16 protein-coding genes are annotated in these 15,743 nt (G+C 59.3%); 6 read left to right on the top strand and 10 right to left on the bottom strand.

Going from position 1 to position 15,743, the window contains the following annotated elements; genetic code table 11:
• Positions 1-38: 38 nt before the first annotated feature.
• The gene (locus tag N438_RS10460) at positions 39-755 is read right to left on the bottom strand and encodes an IclR family transcriptional regulator (protein ID WP_008806170.1); all 717 of its coding nucleotides are present in this window, start codon (positions 753-755) and stop codon (positions 39-41) included.
• A 166-nt stretch (positions 756-921) separates the two neighbouring features.
• Here N438_RS10460 and N438_RS10455 point away from each other — a divergent pair, with 166 nt between their 5' ends.
• Together N438_RS10455 and N438_RS10450 are read left to right on the top strand one after the other, a co-directional pair.
• Positions 922-1,617: an RraA family protein gene (locus N438_RS10455; RefSeq protein WP_116696278.1), complete on the top strand. Its 696-nt coding sequence runs from the start codon at positions 922-924 to the stop codon at positions 1,615-1,617.
• Positions 1,614-2,561 carry a hydroxyacid dehydrogenase gene (locus tag N438_RS10450; protein WP_008806168.1) on the top strand — a complete coding sequence of 316 codons (948 nt, stop codon included), beginning with the start codon at positions 1,614-1,616 and terminating at the stop codon, positions 2,559-2,561. Before N438_RS10455 ends, N438_RS10450 begins: the two co-directional genes overlap by 4 nt.
• A gap of 194 nt (positions 2,562-2,755) precedes the next feature.
• Here the strand turns inward: N438_RS10450 and norW are convergent, their stop codons facing one another.
• Together norW and norV are read right to left on the bottom strand one after the other, a co-directional pair.
• Positions 2,756-3,889, bottom strand: coding sequence for an NADH:flavorubredoxin reductase NorW (gene norW, locus N438_RS10445; RefSeq protein ID WP_100751107.1), 1,134 nt, complete (start codon positions 3,887-3,889; stop codon positions 2,756-2,758).
• Entirely contained in the window at positions 3,886-5,334 is a 1,449-nt protein-coding gene (norV, locus tag N438_RS10440; protein ID WP_032731130.1) for an anaerobic nitric oxide reductase flavorubredoxin, read from the bottom strand. The genes norW and norV overlap by 4 nt, the downstream gene beginning before the upstream one ends.
• A gap of 187 nt (positions 5,335-5,521) precedes the next feature.
• Here norV and norR point away from each other — a divergent pair, with 187 nt between their 5' ends.
• Complete coding sequence (gene norR / locus N438_RS10430) at positions 5,522-7,072, top strand: nitric oxide reductase transcriptional regulator NorR (RefSeq protein ID WP_116696277.1); 1,551 nt, start codon at positions 5,522-5,524, stop codon at positions 7,070-7,072.
• Here the strand turns inward: norR and gutQ are convergent.
• The 7 genes from gutQ to N438_RS10395 form a co-directional block, all read right to left on the bottom strand.
• Positions 7,035-8,000 carry an arabinose-5-phosphate isomerase GutQ gene (gene gutQ / locus N438_RS10425; protein WP_008806164.1) on the bottom strand — a complete coding sequence of 322 codons (966 nt, stop codon included), beginning with the start codon at positions 7,998-8,000 and terminating at the stop codon, positions 7,035-7,037. The two genes, norR and gutQ, sit on opposite strands and share 38 nt — an antisense overlap.
• Entirely contained in the window at positions 7,993-8,766 is a 774-nt protein-coding gene (locus tag N438_RS10420; RefSeq protein WP_012540780.1) for a DNA-binding transcriptional repressor, read from the bottom strand. Before N438_RS10420 ends, gutQ begins: the two co-directional genes overlap by 8 nt.
• Before the next feature lie 67 nt (positions 8,767-8,833).
• Positions 8,834-9,193 (bottom strand): transcriptional regulator GutM, encoded by a 360-nt coding sequence (gene gutM, locus N438_RS10415; protein WP_023298118.1) that lies wholly within the window; start codon positions 9,191-9,193, stop codon positions 8,834-8,836.
• A gap of 124 nt (positions 9,194-9,317) precedes the next feature.
• A complete protein-coding gene (gene srlD / locus N438_RS10410) occupies positions 9,318-10,097 on the bottom strand; it encodes a sorbitol-6-phosphate dehydrogenase (protein WP_008806161.1) in 780 nt (259 codons plus the stop codon).
• A gap of 12 nt (positions 10,098-10,109) precedes the next feature.
• Positions 10,110-10,472: a PTS glucitol/sorbitol transporter subunit IIA gene (srlB, locus tag N438_RS10405; RefSeq protein WP_008806160.1), complete on the bottom strand. Its 363-nt coding sequence runs from the start codon at positions 10,470-10,472 to the stop codon at positions 10,110-10,112.
• Positions 10,473-10,485: 13 nt separating this feature from the next.
• On the bottom strand, positions 10,486-11,457 hold the full coding sequence (locus tag N438_RS10400) for a PTS glucitol/sorbitol transporter subunit IIB (RefSeq protein ID WP_012540783.1): 972 nt from the start codon (positions 11,455-11,457) through the stop codon (positions 10,486-10,488).
• Positions 11,454-12,017, bottom strand: a complete 564-nt coding sequence (locus N438_RS10395; RefSeq protein WP_022065932.1) for a PTS glucitol/sorbitol transporter subunit IIC — start codon at positions 12,015-12,017, stop codon at positions 11,454-11,456. Before N438_RS10395 ends, N438_RS10400 begins: the two co-directional genes overlap by 4 nt.
• 277 nt (positions 12,018-12,294) lie before the next feature.
• Here N438_RS10395 and mltB point away from each other — a divergent pair, with 277 nt between their 5' ends.
• From mltB to N438_RS10365, 3 genes are all read left to right on the top strand, one after another.
• Entirely contained in the window at positions 12,295-13,374 is a 1,080-nt protein-coding gene (gene mltB, locus N438_RS10390) for a lytic murein transglycosylase B (RefSeq protein WP_012540785.1), read from the top strand.
• Between the two features lie 795 nt (positions 13,375-14,169).
• Positions 14,170-14,880: an ATP-binding cassette domain-containing protein gene (locus tag N438_RS10370; RefSeq protein ID WP_165785999.1), complete on the top strand. Its 711-nt coding sequence runs from the start codon at positions 14,170-14,172 to the stop codon at positions 14,878-14,880.
• Positions 14,877-15,740 carry a metal ABC transporter permease gene (locus N438_RS10365; RefSeq protein WP_116696275.1) on the top strand — a complete coding sequence of 288 codons (864 nt, stop codon included), beginning with the start codon at positions 14,877-14,879 and terminating at the stop codon, positions 15,738-15,740. Before N438_RS10370 ends, N438_RS10365 begins: the two co-directional genes overlap by 4 nt.
• Positions 15,741-15,743: the final 3 nt, after the last annotated feature.

Genomic DNA, 15,743 nt, shown 5'->3' with positions numbered 1-15,743 from the left:
AAGCAAAGGCGGGATTTTTCCCGCCTTCTTAGCCAATCTTACTCTTTCAGACCGTAAAACCTTTCGCAGAATGGCTTGCTGGCGCCTAGCTTGAGCGACAGGCGGTTGGCCGTCTCCTGCATGAGCTGGCTGATGCCGTTTTCTTTACGATCTTCCGTCAGACGCGATGCCGGCCCGGTCAGGGCCAGCGCCGCGATCAGTTTATCGTGGACGCCAAACACCGGCATTGCGAAGGCCGCGGTGTGCGGGTCGCGCGCGCCGGAGGTATAGAACGGCAGCGTCGGTTCGTCTTCCTGCAACGATTCACCCAATCCCCAGTGGCGTAAAACCTTGCTGATAGCGGAACCATCCAGCGGGAACTGGCTGCCGGGCAGGTTGCTGTGGCGTAATCCCTGGGAGGCTTCGGCGCGGAACAGACACAGGCGCTGTCCCCCCTCAATCACATACCAGCTCGCGCTTTCGCTGGAGGCCTGTGACAGCGCCTGCAATTCCGGCTGTACGACTCTGGCAAGTTCAAATGATTGCTCATAGAGCTTGCCGAGATAGAGCAGACGGTGGCCGAGCGTATAGGTGCCATCGTCGTGCCGGATGATGTAGTTCATTCGCTCAAGCGAATTCATCAGGCGATAAACGGTTGTTTTGTGATATCCCGAAAGCTGGGCCAGCTCCGTTAACGTCAGACTGTCATTACCGGGACGGAAGCAATCAAGTAAAGCCAGCGCCTTTTCAACGGCAATTACGCCTTCATTCCCCATCATGTTCTCCTTTTTGCCGAACAAAATTGTACCTGAATTTTGTGAGTAACTTCGTGTTTACATCACAAACAACTTCGCAACACTGGCGAAAAGCGAAGCAATGCTCGTATAGTTGTTTTATATAGTACACATGAGTTGTATCTAGTAAAACAAATGGAGAGTAACCATGCCTGCTTCGCAACAGAAACTCATCAACTTTGATATTGCGCGTGTTGGCGCGGAAGAGGTCCGCCAGGCCGCCGAATTTCAGGCCGCCATTCTGGCTGACGTGGCCGGACGCCGTGGCACATTACATGGCCGCATCAAGCCGCTGGCGCCGCATATGGCGGTTGCCGGGCCAGCGATTACCGTAGAGGTCCGCCCGGGGGATAACCTCGCTATTCACGCCGCAATGGCCGTCGCCAAACCTGGCGATGTGCTGGTCATCGACGGGAAGGGCGATCTCTCCTGCGCGCTGCTGGGAGAGATCATGGCCACGCAGGCCCAGGCCAGCGGTATCGCAGGGATTATCATTGACGGTGCCGTTCGCGATGCGGAAACCTTAAGTAACCAACTCTTTCCGGTTTTCGCCGCCGGCCTGAATCCGTGCGGCCCCACCAAGTTCATTCCAGGCAGGGTCAATCACGCTATTTCAGTCGGTGGCGCCGCCGTGCAGGCAGGTGACTTAGTGGTAGGGGATATTGACGGCGTGGTCGTTATCCCGCGCGATGAAGTTCGCACCATCATCGAACTGGCGAAAGGCAAACTGGCGATGGAATCAAAACGTCTGGTTGCTATCCGCGACGGCGACCTTCGTCCGCACTGGCTGGAGAGCGCTCTGCGTCAGGCAGGGATGCTGAGCGAAGGGGAGACACTGCCATGAGCGCTAAAAACGTCATCCTGATTACCGGCAGCGATTTGGCTGCAGCAGCGCTGGAGATGCTGGAAGATTACGAGCTTGTCTTTGCCGGCCGCCAGCCAACAGAATCCCAGCTGATAGCCTTGTGCCAGCAGCACAATCCGCTCGCGATACTGGTGCGCTATGGCAAAATCACGGCCGCCGTCATGGATGCCGCCCCGGCATTGAAGGTGATTGCCAAACATGGCAGCGGCATTGATGTCATTGACGTTGAGGCGGCCACCGCGCGCGGCATAATGGTTCGCGCGGCGACGGGGGCCAATGCCGCCGCGGTTTCCGAACACACCTGGGCGTTAATTCTGGCCTGTGCCAAGTCGGTAATTCCGCTTGACCGCCGCCTGCGTGAAGGGCACTGGGATAAATCAACGCATAAATCACTCGAACTTGAGGGCAGAACGCTGGGACTGGTCGGCCTCGGCGCTATTGGCAGCCGTGTGGCGAAAATTGCCGTCGCCTTTGGTATGAAGGTTCTGGCTTACGATCCCTACGCGAAAACGGTCCCGCCGGAATGTGAACGTGTTGACGAACTCAAAGACCTGCTGATGCAGGCCGATGTTCTGTCCCTTCATTGTCCCTTGACGCAACACAACAGAGGAATGATCAATGCCGCCACGCTGGCGCAGTGTAAGCCGGGCGCTATCCTGGTGAATACTGCGCGCGGCGGGTTGATTGACGATGTGGCGCTGGCCGCAGCATTAAAAGCGGGGACCTTGCGCTGGGCGGCGCTCGACAGCTTTCACAGTGAACCACTCACCACGCCGCATATCTGGCAGGCGATTGATAATGTCATTCTGTCTCCGCATGTGGGTGGCGTTAGCGATGCCTCTTACGTGAAAATGGGGACCGCCGCCGCAGCCAACATTCTGCAGGTGCTGCAGGAGTCGGCTCAGACAGAAACAACGTTTTGAGTGTTAACCGAACCTGCGCTCCCGGTTAATTTTTCGGCACTCTGTTTTCCGTGGCGCAGGGAGCGGCCAGACGCCGCCCCCTGCGCCGGCGGCGCTGCGCTTGCGCGGGCCTACAGTATATGAGCTTACGGGCGGCCTCCGTAGGCCGGGTAAGCGTAGCGCCACCCGGCAAAACAGGGCTGCCTGGACGGTAATCAACTCACCAGCTGTTTGAGCAGCGCAAAGGCTTCCTTCATTTTGTCTTCACTCACCACAAAGGCGCGCAGCTGGTTTTCGGCATCCACGCCTTTCGCTACCAGCCCCTCTTTGGCGGCTACGATATTCCACGTCAGATCGTCGCGGCGGGTGTCGCCGGCCAGATGCAGCGGCAGATCCGGCGTTTTCACTTTCACCAGCATTGGCGGCAAGATGAGCTCGCCCGTTTGCGCCAGCAGGTTTTTACTCAGGCACATGGCGCTGAGTAAAATCGGCTGCAGGAACGGCAGTACCGTACCGTTGATTTCCGCACAGTCGCCGAGCGCATAAATCGCCGGGTCGCTGGTTTGCAGTTGGTTATTGACCACCACGCCGCGGTTAATCTGCAATCCGGCATGGCGCGCCAGCGACGTTTCCGGGCGCAGGCCGGCGGCGGCCACCACCGCATCGACGGTTATCGCGCGCTGGCGGTCGAGACTGACGCGAATGCCGTCGGCGGTTTGCTCTAACCCCTCAAGCTGCGCCTTGAGCATCAGATGTACGCCCATCTCGGTAAGCCGATGCTGCAGGCGGCTACTGGCCTCCGGCGGCATCAGCGCCGCCAGCACGCTGGCTGAGTTATCGACCACCGTTACCGCTTTACCGGCGCGGCAGAAATCCATCGCCAGTTCGCAGCCAATCAGGCCGCCGCCGACGATCAGCACGCGCTTCGCGTCGTGCAGCTGGCTCTGCGCCGCGCCATATTCGCGCTGGCTGTTCAGCGTCAGCATTAGCTCGCGTCCCGGCACCGGCGGGATAAACGGCGTCGCCCCGGTGGCCAGCACCAGTTTGTCATAGCGCCACTGGTTATCCTGGCTCTTCACTAACCGTTTTTCGGCGTCGATATCGCTCACCCAGGTATGGGGAAACAGACGCAGATTATACTGCTCGGCGAACTCGCCGGCGCTTTGCAGGGTCAGATCGTCGGCCTTCTGCCCGCGGCTGATGACATGGCTGAGGTCCGGTTTGTTGTATTCATCCATGCTATCGGCGGCGATTAACGTCAGCGGGATTTGCGTATCCTGCTTACGGATATTTTTCACCAGCTGGCGGGCCGCGAAGCCCGAGCCGATGATGACGATGCCATCACTCATTTTGCCTCCGTCGCCAGTACGTCAAAGACATCTTTGCCAAGAGAACACTCTGGGCAGAGGAAATTGTCCGGCACTTCACTCCACGGCGTACCCGGCTGGACATCCTGGTTAGGTTCGCCTTTCGCCGGGTCATAGACCCACTGGCACACGCTGCACTGCATCATGGGACCGAGATCGGCGGCCGCGGCGGCGGCACAGGCACAGTCCTGTTGTTCCGGCGTTGTCGCTGCTTCAGCAACCGGCAGCGGCGAGAGGGCCCACTGGCGGGCGATGTCGCGTCCGTGTTGGCGGCACAATTCCAGCGCGTCGATATCCGGGCGCCATTTGGCTTTCAGGCTCAGCGACATCTCAAAGCCGGCATCCTGCAGGCGGGTGGAGAGGCGGTCTACCGCGCCGCCGCTCCAGCCGTGCGAGCCAAAGGCGCTGGCGCGTTTATTGCGAAAACGCAGCCCGGTCATCTCTTCCACCAACCCGGCGATTTTCGGCATCATCACGTTGTTCATGGTGGAGGTGCCCACCAGTACGCCTTTCGAGCGGAAAACATTGGTGAGAATGTCGTTTTTGTCGCTGCGGGCGACGTTGAAGATTTTTACCGCTACCCGCGGGTCGACTTCAGTGATCCCCTGAGCGATAGCATCCGCCATCATACGGGTGTTGTTGGACATGGTGTCGTAGAAAATCGTGATGCGATCTTCCTGATAATCCGCCGCCCACTCGAGGTATTTCTCGACGATTTGCGTCGGGTTATCGCGCCAGACCACGCCGTGGGAGGTGGCAATCATCTCCACCGGCAGGTTGAAACCGAGGATCTCGGTAATTTTTGGCGTCACCAGGCGGCTAAACGGCGTCAGGATGTTGGCGTAGTAGCGCTGGCACTGTTCGTACAGTTCAATCTGGTCCACTTCATCGTTGAACAGGTGTTCGTCGCAGTAGTGCTGGCCGAAGGCGTCATTGCTGAACAGCACCGCATCGCCGGTCAGGTAGGTCATCATGCTGTCAGGCCAGTGCAGCATCGGCGTTTCCACGAAGATCAGCTGTTTACCATTACCGATATCGAGAGTATCGCCGGTTTTCACCACGTGGAAGTTCCACTCAGGATGATGATGGTGGCCGTTGATCGAGTCGATAGCGTTGGCGGTGCAGTAGATCGGCGTATCCGGGATCTGCATCATCAGCTCAGTCAGCGCGCCGGCATGGTCCTCTTCGGCGTGGTTAATGACGATATAGTCGAGGTCGGCCAGATCGATTTCGCTGCGCAGGTTCTGCACGAACTCGCGGCTGAATTTATGATCGACGGTATCAATCAGCACGTTCTTCTCTTCGCGGATGAGATAGCTGTTGTAGCTGCTGCCGCGCAGCGTTTTATATTCGGTGCCGTGGAAATCACGCACTTCCCAGTCACGTTGGCCAACCCAAAGAATGTTATTTTTAACCGCAATAGACATAGCAACCTCAATCAATACAGTGTGTTTAAACTCAGTTGACTGGCTTATATCAAGTTACATGCCAACTTTTTAATTCATTGATAATTATCTATTTTTAATTTTTTCTGATTTTGGTTGCTGTCAAAATGACAATAGCTAAAATAGTCTATATGACAATGCGTGTTGTCAAAATGACAATGGAGCGGCAATGAGTTTTTCCGTCGACGAGTTGGCGAGAATCGCCATTGATTTACAAAGCGATATCGGTCATGCCGACCGCTTTTCGCGCCTGATTACTACCCTGCGGCAGATCCTCGGCTGCGATGCCTCGGCGCTGCTGCGCTATGAGGCGCATCAGTTTGTGCCGCTGGCGATCGATGGCCTGGCGCAGGATGTGCTTGGTCGGCGCTTTGCCCTGGAAGGGCATCCGCGGCTTGAGGCGATTGCGCGCGCCGGGGATGTGGTGCGCTTCCCGGCGGATAGCGATTTGCCCGACCCCTATGACGGGCTGATCCCCGGTCATGAGAGCCTGAAGGTTCACGCCTGCGTTGGCCTGCCGCTGTTTGCCGGGCAGACGCTGATTGGCGCGCTGACCCTTGATGGTATGGATGCCGACCGTTTCGATAGCTTCAGCGATGAAGAGCTGCGGCTGATTGCCGCGCTGGTGGCTGGCGCCTTGAATAACGCGCTGCTCATCGCCCGCCTAGAGGCGCAAAATGTGTTGCCGGTGCAACCGGTGAATGACGCGCAACCTGAGCGCCAGGAAATTATCGGCCTGTCGGCGCCCATGCTGCAGCTGAAAAAAGAGATCGATATCGTCGCCGCCTCGGATTTAAACGTGCTGATAAGCGGCGAAACCGGCACCGGTAAAGAGCTGGTGGCGAAGGCGGTGCACCAGGGATCGCCGCGAGCCGCCAATCCGCTGGTCTATCTCAACTGCGCGGCGCTGCCGGAAAGCGTGGCGGAGAGCGAGCTGTTTGGCCATGTGAAAGGGGCGTTTACCGGGGCTATCAGCAACCGCAGCGGTAAATTTGAGATGGCTGATAACGGCACCCTGTTCCTTGATGAAATTGGCGAACTGTCGCTGGCGTTGCAGGCGAAGCTGCTGCGCGTGCTGCAGTATGGCGATATTCAGCGCGTCGGCGATGACCGCAGTCTGCGGGTCGATGTGCGGGTGCTGGCGGCGACGAACCGCGATCTGCGCCAGGAGGTGGTGGAAGGGCGCTTTCGCGCCGATCTGTACCATCGGCTGAGCGTCTTCCCGCTGTCGGTTCCGGCGCTACGCGATCGGGACAGCGATGTGGTGCTGCTGGCGGGCTATTTCTGTGAGCAGTGCCGCCTGCGGATGGGGCTGGCGCGGGTGATACTCAGCGAAGCGGCGCGAAACAGGCTGCAGCAGTGGTCCTGGCCGGGCAACGTGCGCGAACTGGAGCATGCTATTCACCGGGCGGTGGTGCTGGCGCGGGCCACCCAGGCCGGCGATGAAGTGGTGCTGGAGCCGCAGCATTTCCAGTTTGCGGTGGCTGCGCCGATGTTACCGACTGAGACGGCGGCAGCGGCACCCGCGATAGAGAAGGTCAATCTACGCGAGGCGACCGACTCTTTTCAGCGGGAAGCGATTAGCCGCGCGCTCGAGGCGAACCAGCGCAACTGGGCGGCGACCGCCCGTGCGCTGGAACTGGACGTCGCCAACCTGCATCGGCTGGCGAAACGTCTGGGACTTAAAGGATCCCCGCCTGGTAAAAATTCTGCAGGTTGATGGCGCCGACCAGTTGACCGTTTTCATCCACGACCGGCGCGGCGCTGATTTTGTGTTTCATCAGTCGCTCTTTGGCTTCCACCGCGCGGCTTTCCGCCTGCAGCGTTACGCCGTTGCGGGTCATCGCCCGAGTGACGCTATCGTTGAGCGTACCGCCAGCAACCAGCCAGCGGCGCAGGTCGCCGTCGGTGAAAACGCCCTGCACGCGGTTGGTTTCATCGCAGACCGCCACCAGGCCGAGCCCGGTTCGGCTGAGTTCAAGCATGGCGTCCATGACGTTGGCCCCGGCATCGACCCGCGGCACTTCTTCGTCGCGGCGCATCAGGTGATGCACCTTATTCAGCAGACGCGCGCCGAGGGCGCCCGCCGGATGGGAACGGGCGAAATCTTCTTCATTGAAACCGCGCGCCTGCATCACCGCCATCGCCAGCGCGTCGCCCAGCATCAGGGTGTTAACGGTGCTGGAGGTCGGCGCCAGATGCATCGGACAGGCTTCGCGCTCCACGGCGATATCCAGCACCGCTTTCGCCGCCAGCGCCAGCGGCGAGGTGGATTTGCCGGTCATCGCCAGCAGCGGAATGGATTTCTCTTCCAGCCGCGGCACGATGAGATCCAGCTCTTTTGCGCTACCGGAGTAGGAGATAAACAGCATCACGTCGCGGCTATCGAGCATACCGAGATCGCCGTGCAGGGCTTCCGCCGGATGGACGAAAAAGGCCGGGGTGCCGGTGCTGGCGAAGGTTGCCGCCAGCTTTTTACCGATGTGGCCGGATTTACCGATACCGGAGACAATCAGTTTGCCCTCGCAGTGGATGATGGTTTCCGCCGCGCGGATGAAGTCGTCGCCCAGGCGTTCCGGCAGGCGGCTCGCCTCCTGCAGCTCAAGCATCAGGGTCTGGCGTCCGGCCTCTAACAAAAAGTTACTCATGATGTTCTCCAGTAATAATGACTTCAATACCTTTGGCTTCCAGCGCCCGCTGGAATTCAGGGTCAATCTCGGCATCGGTAATCAATTTATCCACGCGTTCAAGGCCGCAGACAATGTTGGGACTTTTACGGCCAAACTTGGATGAGTCGGCCATCAGGATCACTTCGCGGGCGGCGTTACACATCGCCTTACTGACGGTATAGACCTCGTTAAAGGTGGTGACGCCCGCGACCAGATCGATGCCGTCGGTGCCCATAAACAGCTTGTCGAAGCTGAATTGTTCGAAGGCGTTTTCCGCCAGCTGGCCGTGGAATGAAGCCGATTTTTTACGGAAGGTGCCGCCCGGCATCAGGATGGTCTGCTCGTTATCGAACTCGGAAAGGGCGTTGACGATATGCAGGCTGTTGGTCATCACCGTGATGTTATTGAAGCGGCTCAGCAACGGCACCATTTGCAGCACGGTACTGCCGGCGTCGAGGATAATTGAATCGCCATCGTGGATGTAGCGTACGGCGGCCTCGGCAATCTGCGCTTTCTTGTGGGTGTTGATCAGCGTCTTGTGGTCGATAGGCGGGTCGGCCTCGTCTTTATTCAACACTACGCCGCCGTAGGTGCGGATGACGGTCCCGGCATTCTCCAGAATCACCAGATCCTTGCGGATAGTGGTGCCGGTGGTGTCGAAGTGTTGCGCCAGCTCTTCGACCGAGCATTTGCCCTGCGATTGCAGGTGCTCGAGAATGGCTGCCTGGCGCTGACGTGGTTTCATAGGCGTTGTATCCTGCGTTTAAGTTTCGAAGTGATAATTTCGCAAGATATTAACTTTCACAACGAAATTATGCATGTTTCGGATTAAGCGCTAATGATAGTGCATTCTGACAGAGCGGATCATTGGGAAAGATCACATCAGGCTGCAATTCCTTGAGATGTTTACCGCTAAGCGTGGGGATTTTTTGCGGGCTGGCGAAGACGGTGAGACCCTTCATCAACAGCGTATCGCAAATACGATCGTTTTCATCGACGGCGATAGCGACAATCGCGCGTGGTTTAAAGCGCCCGGAGGAACGGCCGACGCCAACGCGGCCCTGCTGGCAAAGGCTATCAAAAGCGCGATTGAAGCGGCGAATTTGCCAGCCGCCGAAAGCCAGCTGAGTCAGCCAGGCGATAGCGGCGACGGTGATTAATGTGGTAACCATAATGTCTCCTGAAGGTGGGGTACCGGGTAAAACCCGGGTACCGTTTTTTGTCGGGTGGCGGCTAGCGCCTGACCCGACCGACATTTTTGTAGCCCGGATAAGCGCCGCGCCATCCGGGAACCTTTTAAAACATCACCTGGCCGCCGGTAACGTTAATTGACTGCCCGGTGCAGTACGACGCCTGCGGGCTGGCGTAAAACATCAACACGTTCAGCACATCCTGGTAATCGCAGCCGCGTTTCAACGGCACCTTATCGATGTAGTACTGCTCGACTTCGCTCTCATCAATGCCGAGCTTGGTGGCATACTGCGGCAGCAGCGACTGGAACATCGGCGATTTCAACAGATTGCCGAGCATCAGCGAATGGACGGTAATACCGTACTCCGCCAGATCCAGCGCCAGCGACTGGGTCAGCCCGACGCCGCCGAACTTCGCCGCGCTGTAGCCGGAGTTGTGCTTACTGCCCACTTTGCCGGACTTCGAGTTGATCTGAATGATGCGACCTTTAATGCCATCGCGGATCATCAGCCGCGAGAACTCGCGGGCGCAGAGGAAATAGCCCACCAGGTTCACCTGCAGCGAGCGGTCGAAATCCCCCAGCGCAAAGTCGCTAATAAACGCCGCTTTGGCAATCCCGGCGCTGTACACCAGCAGATCGACGCGCGTGAAAATCTCATCCACCCCGTGAGCCAGGGCAGTGACGCTGGCTTCGCTGGTGGCGTCGGCGCCGAAGCCGTATGCCGTGCCTTCGCCATATTCAGCGTTGATCTCCTGGGCGACGCGGCTGGCTTTTTCACTTTGAATATCGACCACCGCCACGCGGTAGCCCTCGGCGGCCAGACCGCGGCACAGAAACTCTCCTAAGGTTTGTCCGCCACCAATGACAACAGCAACCTGATTCATCTTTCTCTCCTTCTAAGCAACAAATTTCAGTACGCAGCCGGTCGCGATAGCATCCGGCACCGGGCCGGCGACGTGAACGGTTCCGGGAAACTCCGCTTCACGATGGCCGTCGAAGCGCAGGGTGATGTGGCCCAGCTCGCGCAGGTTTTGTTCGGCGACCTCGCCGACGGCGGTCACCGGATAACGCCTGTCGCCGAGCTGCAGCTCTGCGCCCGGCGTCAGGGGGCCGGCAAGCTCGCCGTGGTTGTGAATAAAGCAATACTCTTCGATATCCGCCGGGGCGCCCTCGCGGAAGGTGATCAGCATCTGCTCTTCCAGCGCCATCGTCGCGCAGGCGCCGATGCGGGTAATGGTGGTGTGGTAAATGACGGTCATCTTCAGGAACCTCTTACTGGTAAATAAATCCGGAAACGAACCACGCGATCAGCACGGTTGGCGCGCCGGTGAGGAAGCGGCTGACCAGCACCGACGGCACGCCGACGCGCACGGTATCCTGACGGGCCTCGGCCAGCGACAGGCCTACCGGGATAAAATCGCAGGCGGCCTGGGCGTTAATGGCAAACAGCGCGGGCAGGGCGAGGTGTGGTGGAATGTTGCCAAGGCCGATCTGGACGCCGATCAGCACGCCGATGACCTGGGCGATAACGGCGCCGGGGCCGAGAAACGGCGACAGCAGCGGGAAGGAGCAGATCAGCGCCAGGGTCACCAGCCCCAGCGGATGGCTGGCAAGCGGCGCCAGGCCATGGGCAATCCAGTCGCCGATGCCGGAGGCCATGATGATGCCGATCAGCGCCGAGACGAAGGCCATAAACGGCAGAATGGTTTTCAGCACCGTGTCGATGGTGTCGCGTCCGGCCTGGAACAGCACCGCCACCACCGATCCCATCCCCATCCCGACCTTAGCCAGCAGGCCGTCGCTCTGTTCGGTGATCTTTTTGCTGGCGTCATAATCGCGTCCCGCGGCAGGGAGTGGTTGCGCTGCCGTCTCGCCGCTATCTTCCAGCAGTTTGATGTTCTCTTCTTTCACCCCGGAGACGTAAATATCCTCGACGATATACTGCGCCAGCGGCCCCGATTTGCCGGTGGCATGGATATTCACCGTAGGGATACGGCGCTTGGGATAGAGCCCGCAGCGCAGGGTACCCCCACAGTCGATAATCGCCACGCCGATGTCGCTTTCCGCCGGTTCGCCCTCTTTAAAACCGTCCACCGCCTGCCAGCCGGTCAGGCTGGCGATGCGGTCAACGATCGCCGGGCGGGTGCCGGCGGTGATATAGACGATCTTTTTGCCCTCGACGACGTCGAGCTCAAGCGGGCCGCCCCAGCCGCCGGTGCCTTTCTCAATACGAATGCGGGTCATGATGTCGCTCCTGACAGATGCACTTTCCGGGCAAGCTGAATCGCCATTTTTTTCTCGAAAATAGAGGTGGTCAGGTCGGTGACCCAGCCGCGGAAGAAGTTGGTCACCAGCCCAACCAGCAGATAGCTCACCGCCAGGGGACCAAGCGGCAGGCCCAGCGTGGTGAGGCCGTTGGCGATGCCGAGATAAACAAACAGCTCGCCGGGGTTGATATGTGGAAAGAGACCGTTCATTGAGTGGCAGCTATAGGACGCCGCCGCGTAATAGCTGGGCTTGTACTTCTCTGGCATAAAGCGGCCGAGACTTAAGGTCATTGGGTTACAAAAAACGAAGGTGCCGATGCAGGGCAACAGCAGATAGCGGGAGATCGGATTTCCGGCGCAGCGCTGCGCCAGTTTTTCGATCCGCTGCTGGCCGATAAAGTTGATCAGCGCGTTCATGATCACCAGCAGGCTGATCAGTAAGGGGAGGATCCCGGTCACCATGCCGGTAAATACCTCGCCGCCTTTCTGAAACAGGCCGATAAACCACTCCGCGCCGTGGGTAACGACGTCAATCATTGTTCTCTCCTTCAGCGTGTTATTTTTCTTGCTAACTGCAGGCTGATTTTAATCACTTTGAAAGGTTTTAAAGTGTTAAATGGATCGCAAAATGAAAGATAAATATTTTATTTTGAAAGTTTGGGGGTAAGAGGATGAAACGATGAGGCGCATGACAGCATGCCGGGAAGGGGGCGATGAAGGACTATTTTGTCTACAAACGGATTGTCGCTTTCTTGTTGGTCGTCGCATGCTTTACCATAATTATCCCTTGCTGAATTTGTTAAACGGAATTCCCATGTTGAAGCGTCGCTATCTGGCTTTACTTCCCCTTTGTGTGCTCCTCGCTGCCTGCAGCAGCAAACCCAAGACCCCCGCGGAAACGGAGATGGCGAGTGGAACCGGCGGCTTTTTGCTGGAACCGCAGCATAACGTGATGCAGATGGGCGGCGACTTCGCCAACAACCCGGCGGCGGCGCAGTTCATTGATAAGATGGTGGCGAAGCACGGCTTCGACAGGCAGCAGCTGCAGGAGATCCTGTCGCAGGCTAAGCGCCTGGATTACGTCCTGCGGCTGATGGATCGTCAGGCGCCGACCGGCCTGCCGCCGACCGGGCCGACCGGCGCCTGGCTGCGCTACAAGAAACAGTTTATTACCCCGGATAATGTGCAGAACGGCGTAGTGTTCTGGAACCAGTATCAGGATGCGCTGAACCGCGCTTATCAGGTTTATGGCGTGCCGCCGGAAATCATCGTCGGCATTATCGGCGTGGAGACTCGCTGGGGCCGGGTGATGGGCAAAACCCGTATCCTTGATGCGCTGGCGACCCTGTCATTTAGCTACCCGCGCCGCGCTGAATACTTCTCGTCGGAGCTGGAAACCTTCCTGTTAATGGCGCGCAGCGAAAGCGACGACCCGCTGGATCTGAAAGGCTCTTTCGCCGGGGCGATGGGTTACGGCCAGTTTATGCCGTCCTCCTATAAGCAGTATGCGGTCGATTTTAACGGTGACGGCCATATCAACCTGTGGGACCCGGTGGATGCCATCGGCAGCGTGGCCAACTACTTCAAACAGCATGGTTGGGTGAGCGGCGATCTGGTGGCGGTGCAGGCGCTGGGCCAGGCGCCGGGGCTGGAGAATGGTTTCAAAACCAAATACAGCGTGTCGCAGCTGGCGGCGGCGGGGCTAACCCCAACCCAGCCGCTGGGTAACCATCAGCAGGCCAGTCTGCTACGGCTGGATGTCGGCACCGGCTATGAGTACTGGTACGGGCTGCCGAACTTCTACACCATCACCCGCTATAACCACAGCACCCACTACGCGATGGCCGTCTGGCAACTGGGCCTGGCGGTTTCGCAGGCCCGCGGCGGGTACTGATTTTCATCCGGCTGACAGATTCCGCGCCTCCCCGGATAGCGGCGCGCAGCGCCTTATCCGGGCTACGGTCTGGTATCCGGTTGGTAGCCCCGGTAAGCGCAGCGCGACCGGGGGAGAGTTCAATGACAGCTTGTCGCCCATCGGCAACACTGCGGCTACGTTACTGACAGATTCCGCGCCTCCCCGGATAGCGGCGCGCAGCGCCTTATCCGGGCTACGGTCCGGTATCCGGTTGCTAGCCCCGGTAAGCGCAGCGCGACCGGGGGAGAGTTCAATGACAGCTTGTCACCCATCGGCAACACAGCGGCTACGTTACTGACAGATTCCGCGCCTCCCCGGATAGCGGCGCGTAGCGCCTTAGCCGGGCTACGGTCCGGTATCCGGTTGCTAGCCTAGCCCCGGTAAGCGCAGCGCGACCGGGGGAGAGTTCAATGACAGCTTGTCGCCCATCGGTAACACTGCGGCTACGTTACTGACAGATTCCGCGCCTCCCCGGATAGCGGCACGCAGCGCTTTATCCGGGCTACGATGCGGTATCCGGTTGCTAGCCCCGGTAAGCGCAGCGCGACCGGGGGATGACGCCGGGGAGGCCGCGCTTAACCTCTCGTTTTTTCCCGCCCGCATGCCTCTTGTTGACCTTTGTTACATTTCTGCCCACTGACACTGATTTACATTCTTTTTTCGCTTCTGTATTGTTATGTTATAACATTAAAAGAGGTGAAATATGTTCACATCAGTTTTTATGGCCTCCGGCGCGACGCGCGCGACCATCGCAGGCGTGCTGCTGGTGGCGCTATGGTTAGCGACCTGGTGGGCGGTGGCGCTGCCATGATTGAGCTGGAGCAACTGGTCGCTGGCTATGACGGGGTGGCGATCACCCCACCGTTGAGCGGGATGATATGCCCCGGCAGCCTGACAGCAATCGTTGGCCTCAATGGCTGCGGAAAATCAACGCTGCTGAAAACGCTCGCCGGGTTTCTACCACCGGTCAGTGGCCGCCTGCGCTGGCAGGGGAAACGGCCGGTGATTGGCTGGCTGGCGCAGCGCCATGCCCTCGAGTCGCAGTTTCCTCTCAACGTGCAGGATGTGGTGAGTCAGGGCGCATGGCCCGGCGTGTCGCTGCTACGCGGTCTGGGCGGCGATACCCGGCGACGTATCAGCGCGGTGCTGGAGCGGGTCGGGCTGGCGGGTCTGGCGAAATCGCCGATTGAGGCGCTCTCCGGCGGCCAGTTTCAGCGCATGTTGTTTGCCCGGGTGATGGTGCAGCAGGCGCCGCTGGTGATGCTCGACGAGCCCTTCACCGGCATCGACGAAGCGACCTGCCGGGAACTGATGGAATTGATCCTCGAGATGCATCAGCAGGGGCAGACCATCCTGTCGGTGCTGCATGATAACCAGCGGGTGGCCGACTTTTTCCCCGAGACGCTGCTGCTGACTTCCCAACGCGCCTGCTGGGGCGTCACCCGGGCGGTACTTCCGGCTTTCAGTCATGCGAGGTCGGCATGATCTGGTACACCTTCTTTCAGCCTTTTATTGAATTTGGTTTTATGCGCCGGGCGCTGGTGGTGTGTCTGGCGCTGTCGCTGAGCACCACCATGCTGGGCGTCTTCCTGCTGCTGCGGCGTATGAGCCTGATGGGCGATGCGCTGTCGCACGCCATTCTCCCCGGGGTGGCGGTGGGGTATCTGCTGAGCGGCATGTCGCTGCTGGCCATGACCCTGGGCGGCTTCATCGCCGGCATCGTGGTGGCGCTGGTGGCCGGGTGGGTGAGCCGGCGGACACCGTTAAAAGAGGACGCCAGCTTTGCCGGATTTTATCTGGGATCGCTGGCCCTGGGCGTCACCCTGGTGTCGCTGCGCGGCTCCAGCGTCGACCTCCTGCATCTGTTATTTGGCTCTATTCTGGCGGTCGATCGTGACGCGGCGCTGTTTGTCAGCGGCGTCGCCAGCCTGACGCTGCTGTGCATTGCGCTGTGCTACCGCGGTCTGGTCAGCGAGGCGTTCGACAGCGCCTGGCTGCAGGTGAACCACCCCCGCCTTCCCGCGCTGCTGCATGGACTGTTTCTGGCGCTGCTGGTGCTTAATCTGGTGGCGGGGTTTCAGGTACTCGGCACGCTGATGGCGGTAGGGGTGATGATGCTTCCGGCGGTTGCCGCGCGCTGCTGGGCGCGAACGCTGCCGGGCATTCTGCTGCTGGCGGCGCTCTCCGGCGCACTCTGCGCCTGGCTGGGATTAAGTCTCTCCTGGGCGGCCAGTCTTCCCGCCGGGCCCGCCATCGTGCTGACCGCCAGCGCGCTGTTTTTTATTTCGCTGTTTTTTGGCACGCATAGCCGGCTGCTGATCGGCTGGCGCAAATTGATGGGGTAAGGA

It is taken from the genome of Klebsiella sp. GL120222-02 (genome assembly GCF_003097195.1).
Lineage (GTDB): Bacteria > Pseudomonadota > Gammaproteobacteria > Enterobacterales > Enterobacteriaceae > Klebsiella > Klebsiella variicola.
This window is presented reverse-complemented; position numbering and strand designations above follow the sequence as displayed.

What these genes read in the sequence shown, in the direction of transcription:
- N438_RS10460 (WP_008806170.1), bottom strand. Translation starts at nt 755, where the DNA reads ATGGGGAATGAAGGCGTAATTGCCGTTGAAAAGGCGCTGGCTTTACTT.
- N438_RS10455 (WP_116696278.1), top strand. Translation starts at nt 922, where the DNA reads ATGCCTGCTTCGCAACAGAAACTCATCAACTTTGATATTGCGCGTGTT.
- N438_RS10450 (WP_008806168.1), top strand. Translation starts at nt 1,614, where the DNA reads ATGAGCGCTAAAAACGTCATCCTGATTACCGGCAGCGATTTGGCTGCA.
- norW (WP_100751107.1), bottom strand. Translation starts at nt 3,889, where the DNA reads ATGAGTGATGGCATCGTCATCATCGGCTCGGGCTTCGCGGCCCGCCAG.
- norV (WP_032731130.1), bottom strand. Translation starts at nt 5,334, where the DNA reads ATGTCTATTGCGGTTAAAAATAACATTCTTTGGGTTGGCCAACGTGAC.
- norR (WP_116696277.1), top strand. Translation starts at nt 5,522, where the DNA reads ATGAGTTTTTCCGTCGACGAGTTGGCGAGAATCGCCATTGATTTACAA.
- gutQ (WP_008806164.1), bottom strand. Translation starts at nt 8,000, where the DNA reads ATGAGTAACTTTTTGTTAGAGGCCGGACGCCAGACCCTGATGCTTGAG.
- N438_RS10420 (WP_012540780.1), bottom strand. Translation starts at nt 8,766, where the DNA reads ATGAAACCACGTCAGCGCCAGGCAGCCATTCTCGAGCACCTGCAATCG.
- gutM (WP_023298118.1), bottom strand. Translation starts at nt 9,193, where the DNA reads ATGGTTACCACATTAATCACCGTCGCCGCTATCGCCTGGCTGACTCAG.
- srlD (WP_008806161.1), bottom strand. Translation starts at nt 10,097, where the DNA reads ATGAATCAGGTTGCTGTTGTCATTGGTGGCGGACAAACCTTAGGAGAG.
- srlB (WP_008806160.1), bottom strand. Translation starts at nt 10,472, where the DNA reads ATGACCGTCATTTACCACACCACCATTACCCGCATCGGCGCCTGCGCG.
- N438_RS10400 (WP_012540783.1), bottom strand. Translation starts at nt 11,457, where the DNA reads ATGACCCGCATTCGTATTGAGAAAGGCACCGGCGGCTGGGGCGGCCCG.
- N438_RS10395 (WP_022065932.1), bottom strand. Translation starts at nt 12,017, where the DNA reads ATGATTGACGTCGTTACCCACGGCGCGGAGTGGTTTATCGGCCTGTTT.
- mltB (WP_012540785.1), top strand. Translation starts at nt 12,295, where the DNA reads ATGTTGAAGCGTCGCTATCTGGCTTTACTTCCCCTTTGTGTGCTCCTC.
- N438_RS10370 (WP_165785999.1), top strand. Translation starts at nt 14,170, where the DNA reads ATGGTTAGCGACCTGGTGGGCGGTGGCGCTGCCATGATTGAGCTGGAG.
- N438_RS10365 (WP_116696275.1), top strand. Translation starts at nt 14,877, where the DNA reads ATGATCTGGTACACCTTCTTTCAGCCTTTTATTGAATTTGGTTTTATG.